Source organism: Metabacillus sp. YM-086 (genome assembly GCF_048059995.1).
In the GTDB taxonomy this organism is placed as follows: Bacteria; Bacillota; Bacilli; order Bacillales; family Bacillaceae; genus Metabacillus; species Metabacillus litoralis_B.
Map to the genome: position 1 here is coordinate 68,433 of NZ_JBLUOI010000008.1, position 23,040 is coordinate 91,472.

Annotated in this window: 19 protein-coding genes; 14 read left to right on the forward strand and 5 right to left on the reverse strand. The window is 35.6% G+C overall.

From position 1 onward, the window contains the following. Positions 1 to 127 precede the first annotated feature (127 nt). On the forward strand, positions 128 to 943 hold the full coding sequence (locus tag ACEWK1_RS05585; protein WP_247339300.1) for an alpha/beta fold hydrolase: 816 nt from the start codon (positions 128 to 130) through the stop codon (positions 941 to 943). Beyond that, positions 943 to 2,142 (forward strand): SpoIIE family protein phosphatase, encoded by a 1,200-nt coding sequence (locus tag ACEWK1_RS05590; protein WP_247339303.1) that lies wholly within the window; start codon positions 943 to 945, stop codon positions 2,140 to 2,142. The genes ACEWK1_RS05585 and ACEWK1_RS05590 overlap by 1 nt, the downstream gene beginning before the upstream one ends. 78 nt (positions 2,143 to 2,220) lie before the next feature. On the opposite strand, the gene katG is transcribed toward ACEWK1_RS05590, so the two are convergent. The 3 genes from katG to ACEWK1_RS05605 all read right to left on the reverse strand — a co-directional run bounded on the left by katG (position 2,221) and on the right by ACEWK1_RS05605 (position 6,030). Then, the gene (gene katG / locus ACEWK1_RS05595) at positions 2,221 to 4,401 is read right to left on the reverse strand and encodes a catalase/peroxidase HPI (protein WP_379053532.1); all 2,181 of its coding nucleotides are present in this window, start codon (positions 4,399 to 4,401) and stop codon (positions 2,221 to 2,223) included. A 323-nt stretch (positions 4,402 to 4,724) separates the two neighbouring features. Next, entirely contained in the window at positions 4,725 to 5,486 is a 762-nt protein-coding gene (locus tag ACEWK1_RS05600) for a hypothetical protein (RefSeq protein WP_212138158.1), read from the reverse strand. Next, the gene (locus tag ACEWK1_RS05605) at positions 5,458 to 6,030 is read right to left on the reverse strand and encodes an RNA polymerase sigma factor (protein ID WP_212138157.1); all 573 of its coding nucleotides are present in this window, start codon (positions 6,028 to 6,030) and stop codon (positions 5,458 to 5,460) included. The genes ACEWK1_RS05600 and ACEWK1_RS05605 overlap by 29 nt, the downstream gene beginning before the upstream one ends. A 253-nt stretch (positions 6,031 to 6,283) precedes the next feature. Between ACEWK1_RS05605 and ACEWK1_RS05610 the strand changes: the two genes are divergently transcribed. From ACEWK1_RS05610 to ACEWK1_RS05620, 3 genes are all read left to right on the forward strand, one after another. Then, the gene (locus tag ACEWK1_RS05610) at positions 6,284 to 6,775 is read left to right on the forward strand and encodes a DUF1456 family protein (RefSeq protein ID WP_212138156.1); all 492 of its coding nucleotides are present in this window, start codon (positions 6,284 to 6,286) and stop codon (positions 6,773 to 6,775) included. A 10-nt stretch (positions 6,776 to 6,785) separates the two neighbouring features. Next, positions 6,786 to 7,493, forward strand: coding sequence for a M48 family metallopeptidase (locus ACEWK1_RS05615; protein ID WP_416635760.1), 708 nt, complete (start codon positions 6,786 to 6,788; stop codon positions 7,491 to 7,493). A gap of 382 nt (positions 7,494 to 7,875) precedes the next feature. Continuing rightward, positions 7,876 to 9,396 (forward strand): glycine betaine uptake BCCT transporter, encoded by a 1,521-nt coding sequence (locus ACEWK1_RS05620; protein WP_247339317.1) that lies wholly within the window; start codon positions 7,876 to 7,878, stop codon positions 9,394 to 9,396. A gap of 56 nt (positions 9,397 to 9,452) precedes the next feature. Here the strand turns inward: ACEWK1_RS05620 and ACEWK1_RS05625 are convergent, their stop codons facing one another. Next, a complete protein-coding gene (locus ACEWK1_RS05625) occupies positions 9,453 to 10,946 on the reverse strand; it encodes a peptide MFS transporter (RefSeq protein ID WP_247339319.1) in 1,494 nt (497 codons plus the stop codon). Between the two features lie 120 nt (positions 10,947 to 11,066). On the opposite strand from ACEWK1_RS05625, the gene ACEWK1_RS05630 reads away from it, so the two are divergent. The 6 genes from ACEWK1_RS05630 (at position 11,067) to ACEWK1_RS05655 (ending at position 18,395) form a co-directional block, all read left to right on the forward strand. Continuing rightward, the gene (locus tag ACEWK1_RS05630) at positions 11,067 to 11,915 is read left to right on the forward strand and encodes a glycosyl hydrolase 53 family protein (protein ID WP_247339325.1); all 849 of its coding nucleotides are present in this window, start codon (positions 11,067 to 11,069) and stop codon (positions 11,913 to 11,915) included. A gap of 339 nt (positions 11,916 to 12,254) precedes the next feature. Then, positions 12,255 to 13,547, forward strand: coding sequence for an ABC transporter substrate-binding protein (locus ACEWK1_RS05635; RefSeq protein ID WP_247339326.1), 1,293 nt, complete (start codon positions 12,255 to 12,257; stop codon positions 13,545 to 13,547). Between the two features lie 83 nt (positions 13,548 to 13,630). Then, positions 13,631 to 14,482: a carbohydrate ABC transporter permease gene (locus ACEWK1_RS05640; RefSeq protein ID WP_247339328.1), complete on the forward strand. Its 852-nt coding sequence runs from the start codon at positions 13,631 to 13,633 to the stop codon at positions 14,480 to 14,482. A gap of 1 nt (position 14,483) precedes the next feature. Beyond that, positions 14,484 to 15,326, forward strand: a complete 843-nt coding sequence (locus tag ACEWK1_RS05645) for a carbohydrate ABC transporter permease (RefSeq protein ID WP_379053525.1) — start codon at positions 14,484 to 14,486, stop codon at positions 15,324 to 15,326. Between the two features lie 42 nt (positions 15,327 to 15,368). Further along, a complete protein-coding gene (locus tag ACEWK1_RS05650; protein ID WP_379053523.1) occupies positions 15,369 to 17,459 on the forward strand; it encodes a beta-galactosidase in 2,091 nt (696 codons plus the stop codon). Positions 17,460 to 17,555: 96 nt separating this feature from the next. Further along, on the forward strand, positions 17,556 to 18,395 hold the full coding sequence (locus ACEWK1_RS05655) for an AraC family transcriptional regulator (protein WP_247339332.1): 840 nt from the start codon (positions 17,556 to 17,558) through the stop codon (positions 18,393 to 18,395). 47 nt (positions 18,396 to 18,442) lie between these two features. On the opposite strand, the gene ACEWK1_RS05660 is transcribed toward ACEWK1_RS05655, so the two are convergent. Next, on the reverse strand, positions 18,443 to 18,778 hold the full coding sequence (locus ACEWK1_RS05660; protein WP_379053521.1) for a hypothetical protein: 336 nt from the start codon (positions 18,776 to 18,778) through the stop codon (positions 18,443 to 18,445). 271 nt (positions 18,779 to 19,049) lie between these two features. On the opposite strand from ACEWK1_RS05660, the gene ACEWK1_RS05665 reads away from it, so the two are divergent. From ACEWK1_RS05665 to ACEWK1_RS05675, 3 genes are all read left to right on the forward strand, one after another. Next, a complete protein-coding gene (locus ACEWK1_RS05665; RefSeq protein WP_247339336.1) occupies positions 19,050 to 21,026 on the forward strand; it encodes a methyl-accepting chemotaxis protein in 1,977 nt (658 codons plus the stop codon). 202 nt (positions 21,027 to 21,228) lie between these two features. Then, entirely contained in the window at positions 21,229 to 21,942 is a 714-nt protein-coding gene (locus tag ACEWK1_RS05670) for a GntR family transcriptional regulator (RefSeq protein ID WP_247339337.1), read from the forward strand. Between the two features lie 230 nt (positions 21,943 to 22,172). Beyond that, positions 22,173 to 23,012 (forward strand): ABC transporter permease, encoded by an 840-nt coding sequence (locus tag ACEWK1_RS05675; protein WP_247339339.1) that lies wholly within the window; start codon positions 22,173 to 22,175, stop codon positions 23,010 to 23,012. The last annotated feature ends 28 nt before the right edge of the window (positions 23,013 to 23,040 follow it).

Genomic DNA, 23,040 nt, shown 5'->3' on the forward strand with positions numbered 1-23,040 from the left:
TGTTTTTAAATAGGGACAGTGTACCTGTCCCTATTTACGTTCTAAAATATCAACCATTAAATCCCAAACTTTATCATATGAATGTTATGATGAGAGTAGCGATATTAATAGTAAGGAGATATTAATGATGTCAACAGATGCTCTAACTCGAAACAATGTTACAGTTAAAGGGAAAGGGAAGCAGCGGGTGATCTTTGCACCTGGTTTTGGCTTTGATCAAAAAGTTTGGGAAGCTGTTTCTGAATCATTTGAAGACGATTTTCAAGTGATTTTATTTGATTATGTTGGCTTTGGAAATTCAGATCTATTGGCTTATACCCCTAAGAGATATAGTTCTATATATGGATATGTGGAAGATTTGTTGGCCATATGTAACGACATGGATTTAAGTGATGCCATTTTTGTGGGACACTCAGTTGGTGGAATGATCGGTATGTTAGCATCTATTCAACAGCCGGAGTTGTTTTCGAACTTGGTCATGATTGGGCCGTCACCTTCCTTCTTGAATGAAGCGCCGGAGTATAATGGAGGGTTTGATAAAGAGGAGCTTGATTCTCTGTTAAATCTGTTGGTGAAAAATTACTTTGAATGGACTACAACCATTTCTGAAACGATTATGAATGGTTCAGAACAAACAGAAATGAAGATGGAGATAGAAGACCACTTTCGCAAGAATCATCCTAATATTACATACCGCTTTGCTGAGGTTTGTTTTTTTACAGATTACCGAGAGCATTTACCGAACGTTTCGGTTCCGACTTACATTATTCAAAGTGCAAACGATGTTTTTGTTCCCAAAGAAGTTACCAACTATATGAAAGATAAGATTCCGGATTGTGCAGTTAGCTATTCAACAGCTATAGGTCATTGTCCGCATATTAGTCATCCAAAAGAAATTTCCCATTTAATAAAAAGTCATTTGAATACCGATGGTTATATGTAATGGAAACCAATTTAAATCACATACCAGGCGGTTATTTGACTCTTTCACCTAATTTTAAGATTTTGTCAGTTAATCAAACATTACTGCGATTCATTCACTATGATACTGAACAATTGATTGGACAGAGTATTCGATCTATCCTTTCGAAATCCGCACAAGCATTCTTTCAATTTGCTTTTTACCCGCTTATTATCCAAAATAAACGAGTAGATGAAATGTTTTTAGAGTTGATATCTCATACCGGTGAAGAAATACCAGTACTTATGTATGCCACCAAAGAAAATGGAATCATTACATGTATGTTTGTGCCCAACAAGAAAAGAAATGAATACGAAAATCAATTACTGGAAGCAAAGAGGATTGCTGAGGAAAGATTAGTAGAAAAAGAGAAGAGTAATGCTGATTTAAAGAAAGTTTTACTAAACCTAGAAGAGAAACAAAATGAAATAGTAAAGATGGGTAAAGAAAATGATAAATATAAAACAGATACCCAGAGGGAGCTAAAGTTAGCCAAAAAAATACAAGAGACTACTTTAACGGAGGCGATAAATAACAAAGATCTTCAAATTGAATCTTATTATCGCGCTTCTAATGAATTGTCTGGTGATATATATGGATTTTATCAAATAAATAAAGATCAATATGGAATTATCTTACTGGATGTAATGGGTCATGGCATATCTTCATCTCTCATTACAATGTCACTAGTTACTCTGTTTCAACAATTAATATCAAAAGGATTACCATCAGAACAAATCATGAAAGCTTTAGATGATAAAATGCACAGTTTATTTGAAAATGAGGAGGATGCCTGGCATTATTGTACAGCTATATACATTTTCATTGATATAAAGAAACAAACCATTGAATACATAAATGCTGGCCATCCACCTGCAATTTACCTTGATTCTAAGGGAGGACAAAGAGAACTGAAAACACAGGGACCACCAATTGGAACGTTTAAGGATAACCAATTTAGAAACTCTGTTTTTTCATATACAAAAGGAGCAAGAATCCTTCTATATACGGATGGGGTTTCTGAGCCTCTTGAACAGGACCGTTTAAGTTTACTGTTAAAACAACATGTCTCTACTCCTTTACATGTCTTTAAAGAAAAACTATTAAAAACACTCCAAGATGAAGGAAACGATTATGACAAAAGTGATGACCAATGTTTTATCTTAATTGATCTAAAATAAAAAGCACTCAAAAATCCATTGAAGAGGAATTTTGAGTGCTTTTTTTATATAAAACTACTTAAGGATACTTAACAATGTTTACTTAAGATCAAAACGATCCGCATTCATTACTTTAACCCAAGCAGAAATGAAGTCTTTAACAAATTTCTCTTTGTTATCTTCTTGAGCGTAAACTTCTGAAATTGCACGTAGAACGGAGTTAGAACCGAATACTAGATCAACTCTAGTTGCTGTTCGTACTACTTCACCTGTATTGCGGTCACGTCCTTCGTACACACCTCCGTCTAGTGGCTTCCATTCTAAGCCGATGTCAAGCAGGTTTACGAAGAAGTCGTTAGTAAGTGTACCTACACGGTCAGTGAATACACCGTGCTTTGTACCACCGTAGTTTGTACCTAGAGCACGCATACCGCCGATAAGAACAGTCATTTCTGGTGCAGTAAGTCCTAGTAGTTGAGCTCTGTCTACAAGAAGCTCTTCAGGGCCAACACTGTACTCTTTCTTTTGATAGTTACGGAAACCGTCAGCAACAGGCTCTAACACATCAAAGCCCTCTGCATCAGTTTGTTCTTCTGTTGCATCGCCACGTCCTGGAGCGAAAGGAACTGTTACATCAAAGCCTGCATCTTTTGCAGCTTTCTCTACTGCAGCAGTACCACCTAGTACAATTAAGTCAGCTAGGCTAACTTTTTTCTCAAGATGACCTTGAATGTCTTCAAGTACAGAAAGAACTTTTGAAAGTTGTTCTGGTTGGTTTACTTCCCAATCCTTTTGTGGAGCAAGGCGAACACGTGCACCGTTTGCACCACCGCGATTATCAGATCCACGGAATGTGCTTGCAGAAGCCCAAGCAGTTGTAACTAATTCGCTGATTGTAAGTCCTGAGTCTAGAATTAGTACTTTGATTTTTTCTACTTCTTCTTCTGTTAATTCATAATCAACAGTTGGGACAGGATCTTGCCAGATAAGATCTTCTTCTGGAACCTCTGGACCAAGATATCTTGATTTAGGACCCATGTCACGGTGTAGAAGTTTGAACCATGCGCGAGCAAATGCATCAGCAAACTCATCAGGGTTTGCATGGAAACGACGTGCAATTTTTTCGTAGGCTTGGTCATGACGCAATGCTAAATCAGATGTGAACATAACCGTTGGAACTTTTTTAGATGAATCTGCTGCATCTGGTGCAAGATCTTTTTCATCAGGATCTACAGCCATCCATTGGTATGCTCCGGCTGGACTCTTAGTTAACCACCATTCATATCCGAATAATAAATCAAAGTATCCATTATCCCATTGAGTTGGGTTAGCTGTCCAAGCACCTTCAAGACCACTAGTGATTGTGTCGCCACCTTTTCCACTTCCATGAGAGCTTAACCAACCTAAGCCTTGTGCTTCAATTGGAGCTGCTTCTGGTTCTGGACCAACATGTGCAGCATCTCCTGCACCGTGTGCTTTACCGAAAGTATGTCCACCTGCAATAAGTGCAACAGTTTCTTCATCATTCATTCCCATGCGTCCGAATGTTTCGCGAATGTCGTGTGCACTTTTTAGTGGATCGGGTTTACCGTCTGGACCTTCTGGGTTAACGTAAATAAGTCCCATCTGAACAGCAGCAAGCGGATTTTCAAGCTCACGGTCTCCAGAGTAGCGGTTATTTCCTAGCATTTCAGTTTCAGTACCCCAGTAGATGTCTTCTTCTGGATGCCAAATGTCTGCGCGTCCTCCACCGAAACCAAAAGGCTTTAGACCCATTGATTCAAGTGCAACGTTTCCTGTTAAAAGCAATAAGTCAGCCCAAGAAATCTTGTTACCATACTTTTGCTTAATAGGCCATAGCAATCTACGTGCTTTATCAACGTTGGCATTGTCAGCCCAGCTATTTAGTGGAGCGAAACGCTGGTTACCTGTTGAACCGCCACCACGACCGTCACCAGTACGATATGTACCAGCAGCATGCCATGACATACGGATAAACATTGGACCATAGTGACCATAGTCCGCAGGCCACCAGTCTTGGCTGTCTGTCATTAAGTCATGAAGATCTTTTTTTAGAGCTTCATAGTCTAGCTTTTTAAATTCTTCAGCATAATTAAATTCTTCTCCCATAGGGTTAGATTTTTTATCATGCTGATGAAGAATATTTAAGTTTAACTGGTTTGGCCACCAGTCTTGATTTGTTGTTCCACTAGTTTTAGGACTAGTTGCGCCGCCGTGAAATGGGCATTTTCCAGTTCCTGTTGATCCAAAAGATTCCATTTTTCTATTCTCTCCTTTTTGTAAAGTAAATATTAGTTAATCATTTATACTAAATTATAATAATTCTTACATTATCATTATAATAACATATTCAAAAAAATGAAAGAAATAAATTTGTAGAATACAAATTTTTTTAGACAAGCCCCGTTTCAATGGGATTTTTTGAAGAAAATAGTAGTGATGCACCAATTCATAATATATGTTTCTATTTAAATAAAAGAAGTCTGACCTTACTGAAAAGGAAAATAAATAATTGAGAATATAGAGGGGGATGGGAGAAATAACTATGGGGCTCCTAGTTACTAGAAGCCCCATTTCCTATATTAATTTTCTACATACTGTTTAGCGAACGAAATGAGGTCTTTTTCTCCTAGTGTTCCATAAAAAACTAAGTGGATGACTTGTTTATTTGCTGTCATATATTCTACATGGAGTTTGCGGTATCCTTTGATGCTGCTTTCGCCGAGTGTAATAAAGCCAATTGCATAATCTGATAATGAAACTTGTTTGTAACCAAAGTAATGACTTTCAATATCGTTTGATTCCCCTCTAGCCGCTGCTGTCTTGATGGAATCATAATATTGGGCTACATACACATTGTGACTTCTTTTCTCATAAACATCCCACAAAATAAATGTAGCTGGATAATATCCTTCTGGTGGCTGATCCGTTGAAACCCCTATTGAATTTTTAAGCGGTAGTAGCTCTTTGGCTGGCCGAAGAATTTGGTAATCTGCAACTGAGTAGGCTTCTGTTAAGTTGTATGTTTTTTTACCCTGTTCAAGTGATTGTTGTAATATTTCAGGTGGTGTCAGTACGTTTTCTCTAATTTGACCGATTTCGTAAGTCTGATATGTTATCCCTTCGTTCCATGAGAAAAAACCTGACATTTTTGCGCTTGTAATACCTCCTGCAAAGAAAAGGACAAGAACTGCCGAAGCAACTGATAACTGAATTTTATTCAATCTCCACCATCTCTTAGGTGCTACTTTGCTGAATATCCGTTCTTCTAGATGCTCTGGAGGAGTACTATGCAATTTAACGTGATTCATAGCATTAAGTAATTCTTTTTCGGTAGATTTCATATCCGTCACTTTCCTTTCTACTATTTTCACTTTCTATTAACACACGTAATTTTTTTAATCCTAAATGAATGCGAGATTTCACAGTACCTACAGGAATCTTGAGAATAATGGCTATTTCTTCTTGTGTTAAATCCTGATAATATTTTAAAACTAAAACAGATTTTAATTTGTGTGGTAACTTTTCTAGAAAATACAAAGAATCCAGCGAGTGTTCATCGTAGTTTTCCTCAACCTTTATTGAGTCTACATGATATTGTTCTTCTACTTCGCTTTTAAAAAGGCGCATCCATTTTTGCTTTCTTAAAATATTATTGGCAACATTTATAACAATTCGATACATCCAAGTGTCAAAGGCAAACTCTTCTTTATATAAATGATGTTTAGAAAAGATGCGTATAAAAGCTTCTTGAGTGATATCTTCTGCTAGACTGTGGTTATTTGTATAAATAAGTGCAATATCATATACTTTCTTTTTATAAAGATTATAGATTTTATGAAAAGCTAGTTGATCTCCTTCTCTAAAATTTTGATATAAATTCTCCATCTCACTCACCTCCTATAAGTAATACACCCTGATCAATCAAATTCGTTCACTAATTTTAAAATAAATGATGAGTTAAGCATGATATACGTTCCTATTGGTCTGACACTAGTTGAGGTAATTATATAACAAATCCTGCCAATTCCTTGATAAAGGATAAAAATGAATGGAAGGATTTTTAATATAGCCTTCTAATATGGTATAAATAAGGGTAACAAAAATAACAGATATTATATTGAAAATAGGAGCTTACATAATGGATAATAACGATATTTTGATTCGGCTAAGATATGCATTGGAAATTAAAAATAAAGAAATGGCAGAGATATTTAAACTTGGTGGTGTAGAGTTATCAGTACCAGAAGTGATAAAGGTTTTGACAAAGTCTAGCGAAGAAGAAGAAAATGAGGATCAGATAAAATGTACTAACAGTATGTTAGATTCTTTTTTGAATGGTTTAATTATCTCTAAGAGAGGAAGACAGGAACCTAAACCAGGACAGAGCTCAGTAGATTTACCCTCAAATAAAATTGAAAACGTTAATAATCTGCTTTTAAAGAAAGTGAAAATCGCCATGTCATTAACGACAGAGGATATGCTTGATCTATTCGAGCATGCGGGAATTATGGTAACAAAAGCAGAGCTTGGAGCGCTATTACGAAAAGAAGGACATAAGAATTATAAGGAATGTGGAGATAAATTCGCCAGAAACTTCTTGAAGGGGTTAGCCTTTAAATACAGAGAATAATGGTGATAGCATGAAACATACATACTTAGGTAAGACAATCTATTTTGAGATTTCATACAAAAATCGGGCTTCATTAGGAATTTCTGTTGATGGTTATGGAAATATTGAGGTACTGGCTCCGAAAAAAACACCTGACGAGAAGGTGTATCAGGCATTAGAAGATAAGTGGGATCTTATTCAAGAAAAGGTTCAGGAAATGAACGACCGGTTGAAGGGACCACAGAATAAGGTTTATGAGAATGGAGAAAGCTTTCTTTATTTAGGAGAAACGTATCCAATAGAGATCGTACAGGATAAAAATCTAGCGCAAGATTCAGTGGTTTTTGATAAAGAAAAGTTGATCATCTATGTAAAGCAACATGATGCTGAAAAAAATAAACAGGTATTAAAAAGATTTTACTATCAACAGTGTAAACAATTAGTGGAGCAAAGTGTTTCTTTCAATCAACGCTACTTTAAAACCAAGCCACGCTCTATCCGTATTACGGACAGTAAAACAACGTGGGGAACCTGTGATAGCAAACATCAATTAACCTTTAATTGGAGGCTCGCTATGGCACCGACTGACGTAATCAACTATGTAGTTGTTCACGAAATGTGTCACATGGTTCACCTAAATCACGATCGATCCTTTTGGCGCCTTGTAGGAAAGATTGTACCTGATTTCAAAGAAAAAGAACGTTGGCTGGCTTTAAGTAATTGGAAAATGACTGTTTAAAAGGTAAAATAAGTAAAAGGCTAAATTCACATAGGATTTAAGCCTTTTTTATTACTTTTTAGTGATGTAGGGGCTTCAATATCAGAGGGTTTTAAAAACGAATAAATCATAAGAACAGAAAGAGCTCTACATTTTGTGTTAAACTGTAAAGGTTGATCATTATTTGTCGATGAATGTAGAAGTTTCTAAAGATGTTTTGGTTAGCTGAGAAAAGGGTATATAATCATTACTTTTCTGCTATAAGGGTTAAAGTAAACGCAGGAATTTTCAAAGTTCAGACTGACAAATAAGAAAAGAAAATATTCTAAGAGTGTCATAGGTAGAATATGAGTTTAATAGGATTTTTCTTGGAATTTAAATTGAATAAAGAAAGGAACATTCGATGAAGAAAATATCAAACGTATTTTGGATTACTGTGGCCATTGTCCTAGCAGCAGTAATATTTGGTGTTTCAGCACCAGAAAGTTTTGAACAGGCTGCAGGCAATCTACAGGCATTTTTTACAACAGCCTTTGGATGGTATTATCTAATATTGGTAACGATTATTGTGATTTTTTGTGTTTTTCTTATTTTTAGTCCTGTTGGAGCAATTAAATTGGGTAAACCAGATGAAAAGCCCGAGTTTTCAAAAGGATCATGGTTTGCCATGCTGTTTAGTGCTGGAATGGGGATCGGTCTTGTATTCTGGGGAGCGGCAGAGCCTCTTTCTCATTATATAAATCCTCCATTAGCAGAAGGAGCTACAGCAGCTGCTCATAAAGAAGCTATGAGATACACTTTTTTCCATTGGGGTATCCATGCTTGGGCAATATACGCCATAGTGGCCCTGGCGCTAGCCTATTTTCAATTTCGTAAGGATGAACCAGGTCTTATTTCAGCCACTCTAAAACCTGTATTAGGGAAAAGAATGGAAGGGTCTTTGGGGACGGTTGTAGATGTACTTGCGGTCTTTGCTACAGTGATAGGGGTTGCAACAACGCTTGGGTTCGGGGCAGCACAAATTAATGGCGGTTTGTCTCTCTTATTAGGAGTCCCTAATAATTTCACCGTTCAATTTTTAATTATTTTAGCAGTAACAGTCTTATTTATGATTTCAGCATGGTCAGGATTAGGTAAAGGAATAAAATATTTAAGTAATACGAACATGGTTTTAGCCATCTTGTTATTTATATTAATGTTTATAGCAGGACCAACAATACTCATCTTAAATATGTTTACTGATACAATTGGTGGATATATACAAAATATTATTTCTATGAGTTTTCGAATCGCTCCACTTAATGAAGAACATCGCTCTTGGATTAATGGCTGGACTATTTTCTATTGGGCATGGTGGATTTCCTGGTCTCCTTTCGTTGGGATCTTTATTGCTCGTGTGTCAAGGGGTAGAACGATTCGAGAATTTATAATTGGTGTTTTACTACTGCCAGCACTCGTAAGCTTTTTATGGTTTGCTGTATTCGGTAGCTCTGCGATTGAAATTCAAAATGCCGGAAATGTAGACTTAACAAGTTTTGCGACAGAGGAAGTCTTATTTGCGATATTCAATGAAATGCAATGGTCAACACTTCTCTCAATCGTAGCAATAACACTTATTTGTACATTCTTTATTACATCTGCGGATTCAGCTACATTTGTACTAGGAATGCAAACAACATATGGCTCGCTTACACCTCCTAATTCCGTGAAACTAACGTGGGGAGTTGCACAGTCTGCTGTAGCATTAATTCTTTTGTATAGCGGAGGACTTCAAGCGCTACAAAATTCATTAATTGCTGCTGCGTTTCCATTTTCAATTATTATTGTTTTAATGATGGTATCTCTGTATCGTTCATTATCAAAAGAAAAAAAGGAACTTGGTTTATATTTCAAGCAAAAGCCAATTAAGAGTAAAAAACTTTAATAGATAGAAAGGGTGCAGTTCATGATGAACTGCACCCTTTTCTATATTATTATTTGTTATCGTACACCCTTCATAAAGACCTGGATCTTTGGTGAGAGTAGGAAAAGAAGGATTGCAAGAAGGATTGCTACTCCACCTATCGTACCAAAGTAAAGATTCTCAGTTTCTGGAGTATAGAACCCAACAATTTGTGCATTAATAGCTTGAGCAGCTGCACTAGATAAGAACCATAAACTCATTGTCTGTGCTGAAAACGCATTAGGTGCTAACTTAGTCGTTGCTGATAATCCTACAGGTGATAAGCATAGCTCACCAAGGACAACAATGAAATAACTTAGAACGAGCCATAAAGGACTAACTAATGCTTCCTCACCAGATAGGTATCCTGGTACTAGAATGACGATAAAAGATAAACCTGCAAACAGTAACCCAAGTGAAAACTTTTGAGGAACAGATGGTTGGCGGTCCCCAAGCTTTACCCAAAGACCAGCAAACACTGGTGCTAAGATGATAATAAACAATGGGTTTAATGATTGAAACCAGGCAGGTGAAATTGTAAATCCTAGAAATTCTAAATTAGTTCGTTTATCTGCATAATGGGCAAGGATAGTAGATCCTTGTTCCTGAATAGCCCAGAACATAACAGCAGCAATAAATAATGGAATATAAGCGATAATTCTAGAACGCTCAGTTTCCGTTGTTTTCGGGCTACGGTACATAATAATGAAATAAATCGTAGGAATTAGAATTCCTAAAATACCTATGAGTGCAATAAATGTCTCGATAGTAAGGATCCTCATTGAGATCGTAACACCAATTAAAATCGCTAATACAACTGCACTTAAGCCTATTGTAGAAAAGACTTTCTTCTTTTCAGAAGCCGATAACGGATTTGGAACAACTGTCCCAGCAAGGCCTAAGTTTTTCTTTTTTGTAAAAATAAAAACTAGTAATCCGAAAAACATCCCAATAGCAGCAATACTAAAACCTAAGTGAAAGTTATGCTTTAATCCAACTTCTCCAACAATTAGTGGAGATAGGAAAGCTCCAAAGTTAATACCCATGTAGAAAATACTAAAGCCTGCATCACGGCGATTATCGTTTTCGCTGTAAATATCACCAACAACGCTTGATACATTTGGCTTTAGTAAACCTGTACCAATTACGATTAGCACCATGGAAACAAAGAACATCGACACACTACCAGGTATTGCCAAGGCAATATGACCAAGCATAATAAATATGCCGCCATAAAAAATAGACTTAGATGTTCCAAATATCCTGTCAGCCAGCCAGCCGCCTATAATTCCTGACATATAAACAAGTGCACCGTAAATAGACATAATCGCCAAAGCGGTGTTTTCGTCCAGTCCTAATCCGCCTTTTGAGACTTCATAGTACATATAGTAAACGAGAATAGCACGCATCCCATAATAAGAAAAACGTTCCCAAAACTCAGTGAAGAAAAGAGTGAACAAACCTTTAGGATGTCCAAAAAATCCTTTTTGTGGTACGCTTGCCACAATTTTCTGTTTATTTAAATCTGACATTACTATAACCTCCTTATTCTATTAATATAGTATAATTTGTCAATTTGTTTTGTCAAAAGACAGAAATTTCATAAATCTCACTATTTTAATTTATTTTAAATGATTTTCTGGAAAAATTGTTTGTTTAGATGGTGGTTCGATCAATTTTTTAGCAATGGTGGAAAGACCGATGTAATTGGTGTATCTTTCTATCCATACTGGGATGGTCAACCTTATTGGGAAATTACAGATGAATTGTCCTATAACTTGAATGACATTGCTTCTCGTTACAACAAGGAAGTTATGGTTGTAGAGGTAGGTGGGGATGAAAGTAATCCTAACGATTCTTATTGGACTATTAACGATACAATTAATGTAGTGAAAAGTGTACCGAATGGAAAAGGGATTGGGGTATTTTATTGGGAGCCTCAGTCACACTCAAGCGTTCTACCTGATGGTTATCCATTAGGTGCAACCAAAGAGGTAGCAACAAACGTCTTACAATATACTACAGCAATTGATGCTTTTCTTGATGCGGTCTCTAGTCAAGGAATGAACCTTGTTATAAATCCTGGATTTGAAACTGATGGAGCTACACAGACACCTTCAGGCTGGTCTACTTGGTCAAATTCAAATGATAATGCTAATTATACTGAATTTGGAGGACACTCTGGAAGTTACAGACTATCTCATTGGAAGAGTACTCCTTATCAGGTTAGTACCTATCAGATTAAAACAGGGTTAACGAACGGGACTTATACAATGAAAGCATGGGTAAAGAGTGGTGGAGGCTTTAACCAAAGTCAAATGTATGTTAAAAACTTTGGAGGAACAGAAAGAAATACGGCAATACCAACAACGAATTCTTGGACTCAGCTAACTATAACAAATATTAATGTTACAAATGGTCAAGTAGAATTTGGGTTTTGGACAGATGCTAATGCAAATAATTGGATTAATGTGGATAATGTTGAGTTCTATAAAGATTAATAAAGGTATTCGTATTTACATTTGAAGTGTAAGGAGGTGTCGAAATTTTCGGCTCCTCTTTTTTTGCGGTGTAGGGACATGGTACCTGTCCCTATTGTCCCTTTTCATAAGGTTCATATAAAAATATGAAAGGCTTTTAAAGTTGGTTTATAAGAATCTTAAATAGGATATCTTTAGTTTCATATTCTTATATTATTTAAACAGAATCTTATATTTTAATCTAAATGTAACCGTTTTATAATAAGGTCAACCTTATTAAACAAGGGGTAATGAAACCTACATGAGGATAGGTGGTTACCTTAAGTTTTTTATAGTTATAACAAAGAGGGGGAAGAAAGTATGAAAAAATTATCACCATTATTTAGTTTTATGTTAATTGCAATTCTTTTACTTGGTGGTTGTAGTAGTGGGTCTTCAGGATCATCTCAAGAAGGAAAAGGAGAAGGTGCGGAGGCATCCAACGAAGAGCTTACAATTTGGGCAACAAATATCAATGTACCAGTATTAGAAAAAGCTGGTGAGTTATATAAAGAAGAACACCCAAATTTTAAATTAAATGTTGTTGAAATGAATAATACGGATATTGATCAAAAATTGAAGATTGGTTTGCAAGCTGGTGGAGAAGGTTTACCAGATGCAATGTTAAATGTTGATGATGGTTTATCAGGTTTATTTAGTAAGTTTCCAGATTCATTTGTGAACTTATCTGAAAAAGGCTTTGACGATCATAAAGATCAATTCCCAGAATATAAACTTGGGAGTGTAACTCATGATGGAAGTATCTATGCATTCCCGTTTGATGCTGGCCCAGTTGGATTATTCTATCGCACAGATTTATTTGAAGAAGCTGGTGTAGATGCTAACTCAATTAAGACGTGGGATGACTACATTGAGGCAGGAAAAAAGATTAAAGAAAAAACAGGCGTAAGCATGTTAAGTTATGACGCTAATGAGTCTACAGTTTACACAATATTATTGAGTCAACAAGGATTAGGTTACTTTGATAATGATGGAAATGTTGTATTAGGTTCTGAAGAGTCAGTTAATGCTTCTACATTAATGAAAGATTTAGCTGAAAATGATTTATTACTTGGAACAAATGGCTGGAGCCCATGGGTTGCTTCACTTGCAGATGGACAAACTGCAACAGCAATGGCTGGTGCTTGGTTAATTGGTACGCTACAACAACAAGTTCCTGATTCAGCAGGAAACTGGGGAGCGATGGCTCTTCCAACTTTCGGTGAGGATGGAGCAGGAGCTGCTAACCAAGGAGGTAGTTCATTTACAATTACTTCAAATAGTCCAAATGTTGATTTAGCTTATGATTTTCTTGAATTTTTCACAACTTCATTTGAAGTTCAAGAACTTGCTATGGAGGGTGGATTATTCCCAACATACGCACCAGTTTATGAATCTGAGTTATTTAGTCAACCTCTAGAATACTTTGGAGGCCAAAAGGCATGGGAATTCTTTGCTGGTCAAATGGAAAAAATTCCGACTGTAAATTATACAGAAAATGATGTTGTTGCTCGTGAAGAAGCTATTAAATCTCAAGCAGAAGTTGTTAATGGTTCAGATGTGAAAGAATCACTTAAAGGTGCAAAACAAAGAGTCGAAACTCGTCTTCAATAATATTAAAAAGTAAAGAAGTTATCAAAAGGGATATTTTCTTTTGATAACTTTCCTTTTATCTGTATGGTAATGGAGGATTTGATATGTCATCTAATAGGTATACACCTTATCTGTTCTTAGCTCCAGCACTCATATTGTTCCTAGTTTTCACGGCTTACCCTATACTGTCTTCTTTATTATTAAGCTTTCAAACTTTAGAAAATGGAACATATGTATTTTCTGGACTATCAAACTATGCACGTTTAATGAAAGATACTGTCTTTTTTGAAGCGTTAAAGAACACTTTTATATTTTTAATCATTCAAGTACCGATTATGTTAGGTTTAGCGTTAATTCTAGCAAATGCTCTGAACAGTAAGTTGCTCAAATTTAGAGGTTTTTTCCGTGTTGGTTTTTTTATGCCTGCTGTAACCTCTTTAGTTGCATACGCTATTTTATTTTCAATCATGCTGCAAGATTCGGGATTGATTAATCAGTTTTTATCTTATTTTGGGGTAGACCAAATTAAGTGGCTATCTCATCCATTTTGGGCAAAGGTTTCTATCATTATGTCCATGACTTGGAGATGGACTGGATATAACATGGTTATTTATTTAGCCGCCATGCAAAACATACCAGATGAGCTATATGAAGCAGCTTCCTTAGATGGTGCCGGTAAAGTAAAACAATTTTTAAATATTACTGTCCCACAACTAAAGCCGGTCATTTTATTTACAGCGATCATATCCACTATTTCAACACTACAGTTATTTGACGAACCATTTAACTTAACGAAGGGCGGACCTGCTGACTCTACATTAACATTAGGATTGTATATTTATCGGGTAGGTTTTAGTTATTTTGAGTTTGGCTACGCATCTGCTGTTGCCTATGTCATTGTACTGATTGTAGCAGCTTTATCAATATTTCAGCTAAAAATAATGGGAGATGAATAAAATGGCTGAGACTAACCGTAAAAATAAACAGCGATTACAGAAGTTTTTCTTATATTTTTTACTTATCATCTTTCTAATCGTATCCATTTTTCCGTTTTATTGGATGTTTATTGGATCGACAAATCATACGAGTAAGATGTTTACGAACCCTCCGACATTAACAGTTGGTAATGAATTTATGACGAACTTAACAAATTTAAATGATGCTATAGGAATTAGTCGTGTTGTGTTCAATTCCTTGTTCGTATCGTTGGTATTTGTTTTCCTTTCTTTAATTATTAGTACATTAGCTGCATATGCATTATCAAAGTTTTATTTTAAAGGGAGAAATGTTATCTTTTTAGCCTTTATGTTATCAATGATGGTTCCGTATCAAGCAACGATCATACCGTTGTTTAGAATGATGACACAATTTGAATTACTTAATACTTATTTTGCTTTGATTGCACCACAATTGTGTTTTCCATTTGCGATTTTCTTAATGAGGCAAAACTTTTTGGCTTTTCCAAGCTCATTAATTGAGTCAGCCCGTATTGACGGCGCAGGAGAGTTGAGGATTTTTTTAACAGTCGTTTTACCTTCTATGAAGCCTGCATTAGCGGCTACAGCCATATATCTATTTATGATGCAATGGAATAATTTTATGTGGCCGTTAGTTGCAACAACATCTGAAGAAATGTACACCATCCCAGTTGCATTATCGAGTTTAATAGGTATTTCAATGATTGACTATGGACAGATTATGGTAGGAATCACCATTGCGACAATACCAATCATAATCTTTTTCTTGTTGCTGCAAAAACAGTTTATTTCTGGAATGCTTGGTAGTGCGGTGAAGGAGTAGTGCTTAACTTAATACAGAATTTTTAGCATGAGGAGACTTAATATGGTAAATAGATATCCAACCATCCATGAGCGAGTAAAAGGTTTTATGCATGGTGGTGATTATAATCCTGATCAATGGCTGCGATATCCTGAAATCATTCAGGAAGACTATCGATTAATGAAACTTGCAAATTGTAATACTTTTTCTTTAAATATTTTTGGATGGAGTGCTATCGAACCAGAAGAAGGTGTCTATAACTTTGTATGGCTTGATCGAATTATGAATGATTTGGCAGAGCGAGGCTCCAATGTAATATTGGCAACTCCTAGTGGAGCACGACCAGCCTGGTTGTCACAGCAGTATCCAGAAGTGTTGCGTGTTGAAAAAAATCGCAAGCGAAATTTACATGGGTTAAGGCATAATCATTGTATAACATCACCCGTTTACAGAGAGAAAACACAGCAATTAAATAGACTATTAGCGGAGAGGTATAAAGATCATCCTGCCCTTGTGATGTGGCATGTATCCAATGAGTATGGTGGGGAGTGTCACTGTGATATGTGTCAGGAGGCATTTAGAAATTGGCTTAAGAAACAGTATAATCATGATTTAGATGAACTAAACCATGCATGGTGGGCAGGCTTTTGGAGTCATGCTTTTAATGATTGGTCACAAATTGAGTCACCTGCTCCGCATGGAGAAAATCAAGTGCATGGACACAATATAGACTGGAAACGGTTTGTCACTGATCAAACGATTGATTTTTACAAAAATGAAATTATACCACTAAGAGAGATCACTCCAAATATTTTAGTTACTACTAACTTTATGGGGAATTATCCGGATATGGGGCCATATCTCGGTTTGGATTATAATAAATTTTCAAAAGAAGTTGATGTTGTTACATGGGATAGTTACCCTGCTTGGCATGGAGATTATCAAGAAACATGGGAGCTTGCAGCAGACGTTGGTTTTGTTCATGATATTTTTCGTTCTTTGAAAAATGGAAAGCCATTTTTAATTATGGAATCTACGCCAAGTTTAGTGAATTGGCATGAGGTGAACAAAGCTAAGCGACCTGGCATGCATTTGTTATCATCTTTGCAATCAGTTGCTCATGGTGCCGACTCCATTTTATATTTTCAATGGAGAAAAGGTCGAGGAGGATCTGAAAAATTTCATGGAGCGGTTGTAGACCACCTTGGAAATGAGAATAATCGAGTATTCCGTGAAGTAGCTGAGCTAGGAGATCATTTATCTCGAATACAAGAAGTGGTAGGAACATCTGTAAAGTCGGAGGTAGCAATTGTTTTTGATTGGGAAAATCAATGGGCTATAGATGATGCGCAGGCTTTAAGAAAAGCGAACAAAAAATATATTAAAACTTGTCAATCTCATTACCAATCCTTCTGGAAAAAGGGGATACCTGTAGATGTGATCTCAATGGATAAAGATTTTTCTCAGTATAAACTATTAATCGCCCCAATGTTATACATGGTTAAGCCAGGTGTTGCAGAACGAATTGAAGAATTTGTATCAAATGGTGGGATATTTGTAGCAACGTACTGGAGTGGCATAGTCAATGAAAACGATCTTTGTTTCTTAGGTGGCTTCCCAGGTCCTCTTAGAAATGTACTTGGGATCTGGTCTGAAGAAATTGATACACTATATGAAAATGATTATAATGAAATTACATTCTTTTCTGATAACACTCTTGGTTTACATGGTACCTATCAAGCTAAAGATTACTGTGAAGTGATTCATACGGAAGGGGCTCAAGTTTTAGCTGAATATGAGCATGACTTTTATGTTGATACACCAGCTGTTACAGTGAATCAATTTGGTAACGGTCAAGCTTACTATCTGGCATCAAGAAATCAAAGTGATTTTTATGATGCATTCTACGGGAAGTTAGTAGATCAACTAGGAATAAATTCAATAGTCGGTGAAGATCTTCCAAATGGTGTAAGTGTACAAGTGCGAACGGATGGAAGCGAAGCTTATATTTTTGTTATGAATTTTAACAATACAGTTAAAAAGCTTACTTTAGTAAATGATCATAAATATTATGATTTACTAACACAAAAATATATAAATACAACTTTTGAAATTAAACCATATGGTGTTTATGTTTTAAAGAAAAATAATTAGAGATTATTAAAAAGTAAGAACTTCTATGAACTAAGCTTCCTATTAGTTCTTGCTTTTTGTTTATTTTGTAATCGGTTACTTTTGGGAGGGGCTATTATGAAGCAAGGTAAAATTCGCTATACATTCTCTTCCTTTGATAAATCATTACCTTTGTTTATCGAGAGTATTGGCTATAATCCCCAAGAAGAAGATTTTGCTCGACCAGAAGGATATCCATATTTTCATTGGTTGCAAACAGTGAAAGGAGAAGGTACTTTTTCATTTTCAGGAGAAAGACATTTATTAACTCCTGGAAGAGGGATTTTATTAACGCCTTTTACTCCTCACTCTTATTATTCCACACACACAGAGTGGTCAACTTTATACATAACATTTGGAGGGGCTTCAGCTGAGTCTATATTGAATTCCTTGGATATAAATTTTAATGCGTTATATTCAGAATCAAAAGACTTACCGTTTTCTAAACAGGTTGAAGGGATACTAAAAAATGTCGAAAGAGATACAGAATTTTCGAAGTTGGATCTATCTAGTGATTTATATAGTTTTATTATTATGCTAAAGAAATATGGCAAACTTAAAAATCAACAATCATTATCAAATAATTATGATAAGATCAGGCCTGTTGTTGAGTGGCTAGAGCATGTTTATCAAGAAAATATTGGGCTTAATGAGATGGCTAAAAAGGCAAATATGAGTCCGCAGAATTTAAGTGCCTTATTTAGAACCACGTTTGGTACAAGCCCATATTCTTTTTTAATTAACCTTAGAATTCGTGAAGCAAAGAAGAAATTAGTTTCTAATTCAGAACAGTCACTAAAGGAAATTGCCGGTTCAATTGGTTTTAATGATGTAAGTCATTTTGTGGCCACGTTTAGAAGAGTGGAAGGAATAACCCCAAAGAAATATCGAAACTTATACAATGAAAAGTTAATGTAGAAGAACATAATTAAAAGGAGGAAAGGTATTTAAGGCCTTTCCTCCTTTTACGTTTGGAGGATTCGTTTCATCTGTACAATTTTTGTGCTTGTAATATCATTGCATTTTGGTAAATATCGCTTTAGGAATGGTAGAATAGCGTTTACATATTCTTCAACATTTTTATTTTGATGATCCTCTGGAATGTATAAACAGAACTTTGCCAATACATTTGTTTCAAGTGCTTGATTTTTCGGATTTATTTGTGGGGCTGAAATGGAAACAATTTTTTCTGTGATAATTTCGTTCGAAAGGTTCATCAACATGCTTGTAACGAATTGTTCATAATTTTCTTTTGTGTTTAATCTTAGAACACACTCTGCATAGGTAATTACTTCAATCATCAAGATCCCCCCCGGCACTTTGTCTATTAGTTTATTATACTATAGATTGGTTCATATTCTAACAAAAAAAGAAAAAGTGATAACGTTTCTCACCTCGTTTTCATTTCGTGAGGAAGTATGGAAATGGCATTTACAAGCCCCTAAGGTATATAAAAATATTTCCTATATGATGAAAAAGTATATTAAAATAACAGGCTAATTATCCGATAAATAACATAGGTTCAAATGAGTCTTTTTACTTATATTTTATGGAAACTAGGAGAGTACAACAATGAGATTAGCGATAAAAAATACAATTGTTATAAGTGTGTTAATTACAATTTCTATGATTAGCATCTCGGTATTTGGCTATATGAAGGCAAAGGATATCATTTATGACAGATTTGAAGACCAGGCATATAGTCAGCTTGAGTCAGTTAAAGCAAATATTGATATTTGGATTAAAGGAAAGCAGGAAACGATGCAGTACATAGCCGAAGCGGGTGGATTAAAAGCGGGAAATGTGGAAGAAGCTGACTCGCTAAGTACTAGAATCGCAGAAAGATTGGATAATCCAGATGCATTTGCTTTTATGGATGCTGCTGGTTTTCTTTATCTGGGAGGAGCACAAATCCCAGTTTCAGATTATGAACATTATAAAGGTGGAATGAGTGAGCTTACAAAAACATATAATCCAGTTCCATCTCAATCACCGAGCTTAAATGGAGCTCCAATTGTTTTATCATCATCACCAATTTACGGAAATAACGGAGAGGTTGTTGGGGTTGCTTCAGGTGGCCATCAAATTGAAAGTTTAATGAGTATAATCTCAAACGTATCTTTAGGTGAAAGCGGATATGTGACGATCTTTACAAAAGATGGGACAATTGTTGCGGGTCAAAAGAAAGAAGATGTGCTAAATAAAAAAATAGCAGACTATAAAAATAGCGACTTAGACAAGTTGGTTGAAACAAGCATGAATGGCGAAACTGGTGTAATCGAGACTGATTTTAATGGTGAAAATAGTTTGGTTTTCTATAGTAAGGCATCAGAAATGGACTGGGGAATCATGATTTCAGTACCAACAAAAGAAGCTTATGCTGATGCACAGTCACTGTTGAATTATTTCATTATTATTACCCTTATCTTTATCGTGATAAGTGCTGTCATTAATTATTTTATTAATAATAAGTCTTTAAAACCGATAAAAGAAGTTAATGAAAAAATTGAAGAGCTTGCCAATAATGAGGGAGACTTAACGCAAAGATTAAATATAAATAGAAGAGATGAAGTAGGTAAATTAGCAACTAACTTTAATGCATTATTAGATAGTTTACAAGATTTAATGGGTGGTATTCTTAACAAGGGAAAAGTTGTTTCTGAAAGCACGTTAATTTTATCAGAGAGAGCTGAAGAAATGGTGCAAACATCTGGTATTGTAACGGAAAATGTGCAACAAGCAGCAGAGGTTTCAACTGAGCAAGAAACAGGGAATAAAAAGAATCTTGAATCTATAAATGATATCACAAAAGGTGTGTCGGACATTAAAGACCACTCTTCTATTGTTTCAGTTAAAACTAAGAATGCATATAAAGAAGTTGAGCAGGCAAATGAACAGATAAAAACATTGATGAATCAAATGACTGATATTCAGCAGTCTGTTCTTAGTTCATCTATGATTGTGAAGAAATTAGGTAATAGATCTTCTGAAATTGGGAATATTGTTGAGATGATTACTGATATTACGTCACAAACTAATTTACTCGCACTAAATGCTTCAATCGAGGCGGCTCGAGCAGGCGAACATGGAAAAGGTTTTGCCGTTGTTGCAAATGAAGTGAAAAAACTAGCAGAACAATCAGCTCAATCAGCAAATCAAATTTCTGAGTTAGTAAATGAAATAGTAGCTGAAACTTCAAATGCTGTAGTTCAAATAGAATCGAGTACAAATCAGTTTGGAACAGGAATGCAAAAGCTAGAGGGAGTAAATGACAGCCTGCAGCTTGTTCACCAATCCTCTGAAGAGAGTTCATATGAAGTTGACAAGATTTTCATTGAAATTGAAAATCTGCTTTCGAAAGTTAAAGATGTGGAACATGTTATTAAAGACAATTCTCAGAAATCAATGGAGTCATCAAACTATATTCGCGAAGTTGCTGCTTCTTCAGAAGAACAGCTACTATCTATTCAAGATATTACGACTTCTATTGAAAAGACAGCCCAATTTGGCGAAGAATTAAGAGAGTTACTGAATCGATTTAAGATATGAGTTTGTTAAAAGGCACTTGTTGACAGGTGCCTTTTTAATATCGTGTATTAGTTGCCTTCCTTTAAGTAGTCAAATATGTTATTGCTCGGTATAACAAAATAACCATATAATGAAACATGTATGAAAGAACTGAAGACGATTAAAGAGAAAATATTGTCTGATGAAACTGAGAATCCTCATGATGGATAGAGGGAGGGATAGAGTGAAGCCTCTTTATATATCGATTAAAGAAAAGATTGAAACAGATATTCAAGAAGGGATATTGGAATCAGGAGATCGCTTACCTTCTGAGGTTGTGTTAGCGACAGAGTTTAAAGTGAGTCGTGAAACTGTGAGATCTGCTATCCGTTTGCTTGAGGAAGAGGGAAAGGTTTATGTAAGGCATGGTGTGGGAACATTCGTAGTTAACCCTCTCCCTAAAACGCCAAATAGTTTAGAAAAACTAATGAGTGTTACTTCCATGATAAAATATGCAGGCTTAGAGGATGGGGAGAAACGAGAGAGAATCAAAGTTTTAGAACCAACTGTTGAGTGGCAAGATCTTCTTCAACTTAATGAAGGTGAAGAGGTGATTATTCATGAAAGAATACGAACGGCAAATGAAGAACCAGTTGTGTTTTCGCAGAATATCTTAGCTGAATCACTTGTTAACAAGAAAATGATCAATCAAGGATCTATTGGTTCTTTATTTGATTACTTGAAAAAAGAGTGTAAGATTGATATTAGTAGAGCAACAACAGAGATTGTTGTTCCGCTTCATACAGATCGTAATTGTCAGAAACTCCTAATTCGTCCTGAAACAACAGTCTTGTTATTAAAGCAACTTCATTACGACTATCAAAATCGTCCAGTTCTTTATTCTTTGGACTATTTTAGAAATGATGTTTTTAAATTCACTGTAAACAGAACTCGATAATAATATATAAACCTAATGAATGGGGAAAACCGGTCGATTATCTAATTGATCGGTTTTTATTTTTAAATTTATTTGAGAGGTATAGACAACCTGAAGTTAACAGTATAATAGAGTGCAAATGTTTACAATAAAATTACAATTTATATAAAAATAGTTAATATTCATTTGGTAATTTATATATAAGAGGTATAGACCTTTTAATGATTTAACTTGAGTACCTTTTAAAGGGAATGAGAGGAGATGAGACATTGTGGTATTTTAAAACGCTTGGTAAGAGAAAAATTGTAGAATTCATTCTACTTGCAGTTTTCCTGCTATTCTTTTTTGGTCCTTTATTAAATCTACTGTTACTGGCGTTTTCTGGAGAATGGCAATATCCAGATAAATTGCCAACGTCCTGGTCGCTTGAGTGGTGGAGTTTTGTCTTAGCGGATGAATCAATCCTAAGATCGATGTGGTTGTCATTTCTTATTGCAACGCTTGTTACAATGATTTCACTAATTATTTGTATTCCTGCAGCTTATGCTTTTGCTCGGATAAGCTTTCCGTTACGGAGGTTTTTCCTCTTCTCCTTTTTGCTAACAAATGCTTTTCCGAAAATGGGATTATACGTTGCAATTGCTGTCTTGTTTTATCAATACGGATTAATGAATACATTCATCGGCATCATATTAATTCATTTAATTAATACTCTCATGTTGATGACATGGATTCCTTCGGCTGCATTTGAGAATGTTCATCGTTCACAGGAGGAGTCAGCTCGCGATGCTGGAGCATCACCATTTAAAGTGTTCTGGTATATTACCTTACCGATGGCTAAGCCGGGAATAATTGTGGCTTCAGTATTTACTTTCTTATCTTCTTTAGATGAAGCACAAGGAACCTTACTCGTAGGAATCCCGGATTATAAAACGATGCCAGTTATTATGTATTCCATCATAGCAGATTATCCGAGTACAGCAGGTGCGGTGTTCTCTGTTATCTTAACTCTACCTACGATTATCCTGCTTTTGGCTGCTAGAAAATTTGTCGGTGCAGACTCATTTGCTAATGGAATGCGCCTTAAATGATGATCTGAAATGTACAAGAGGAAGGAAG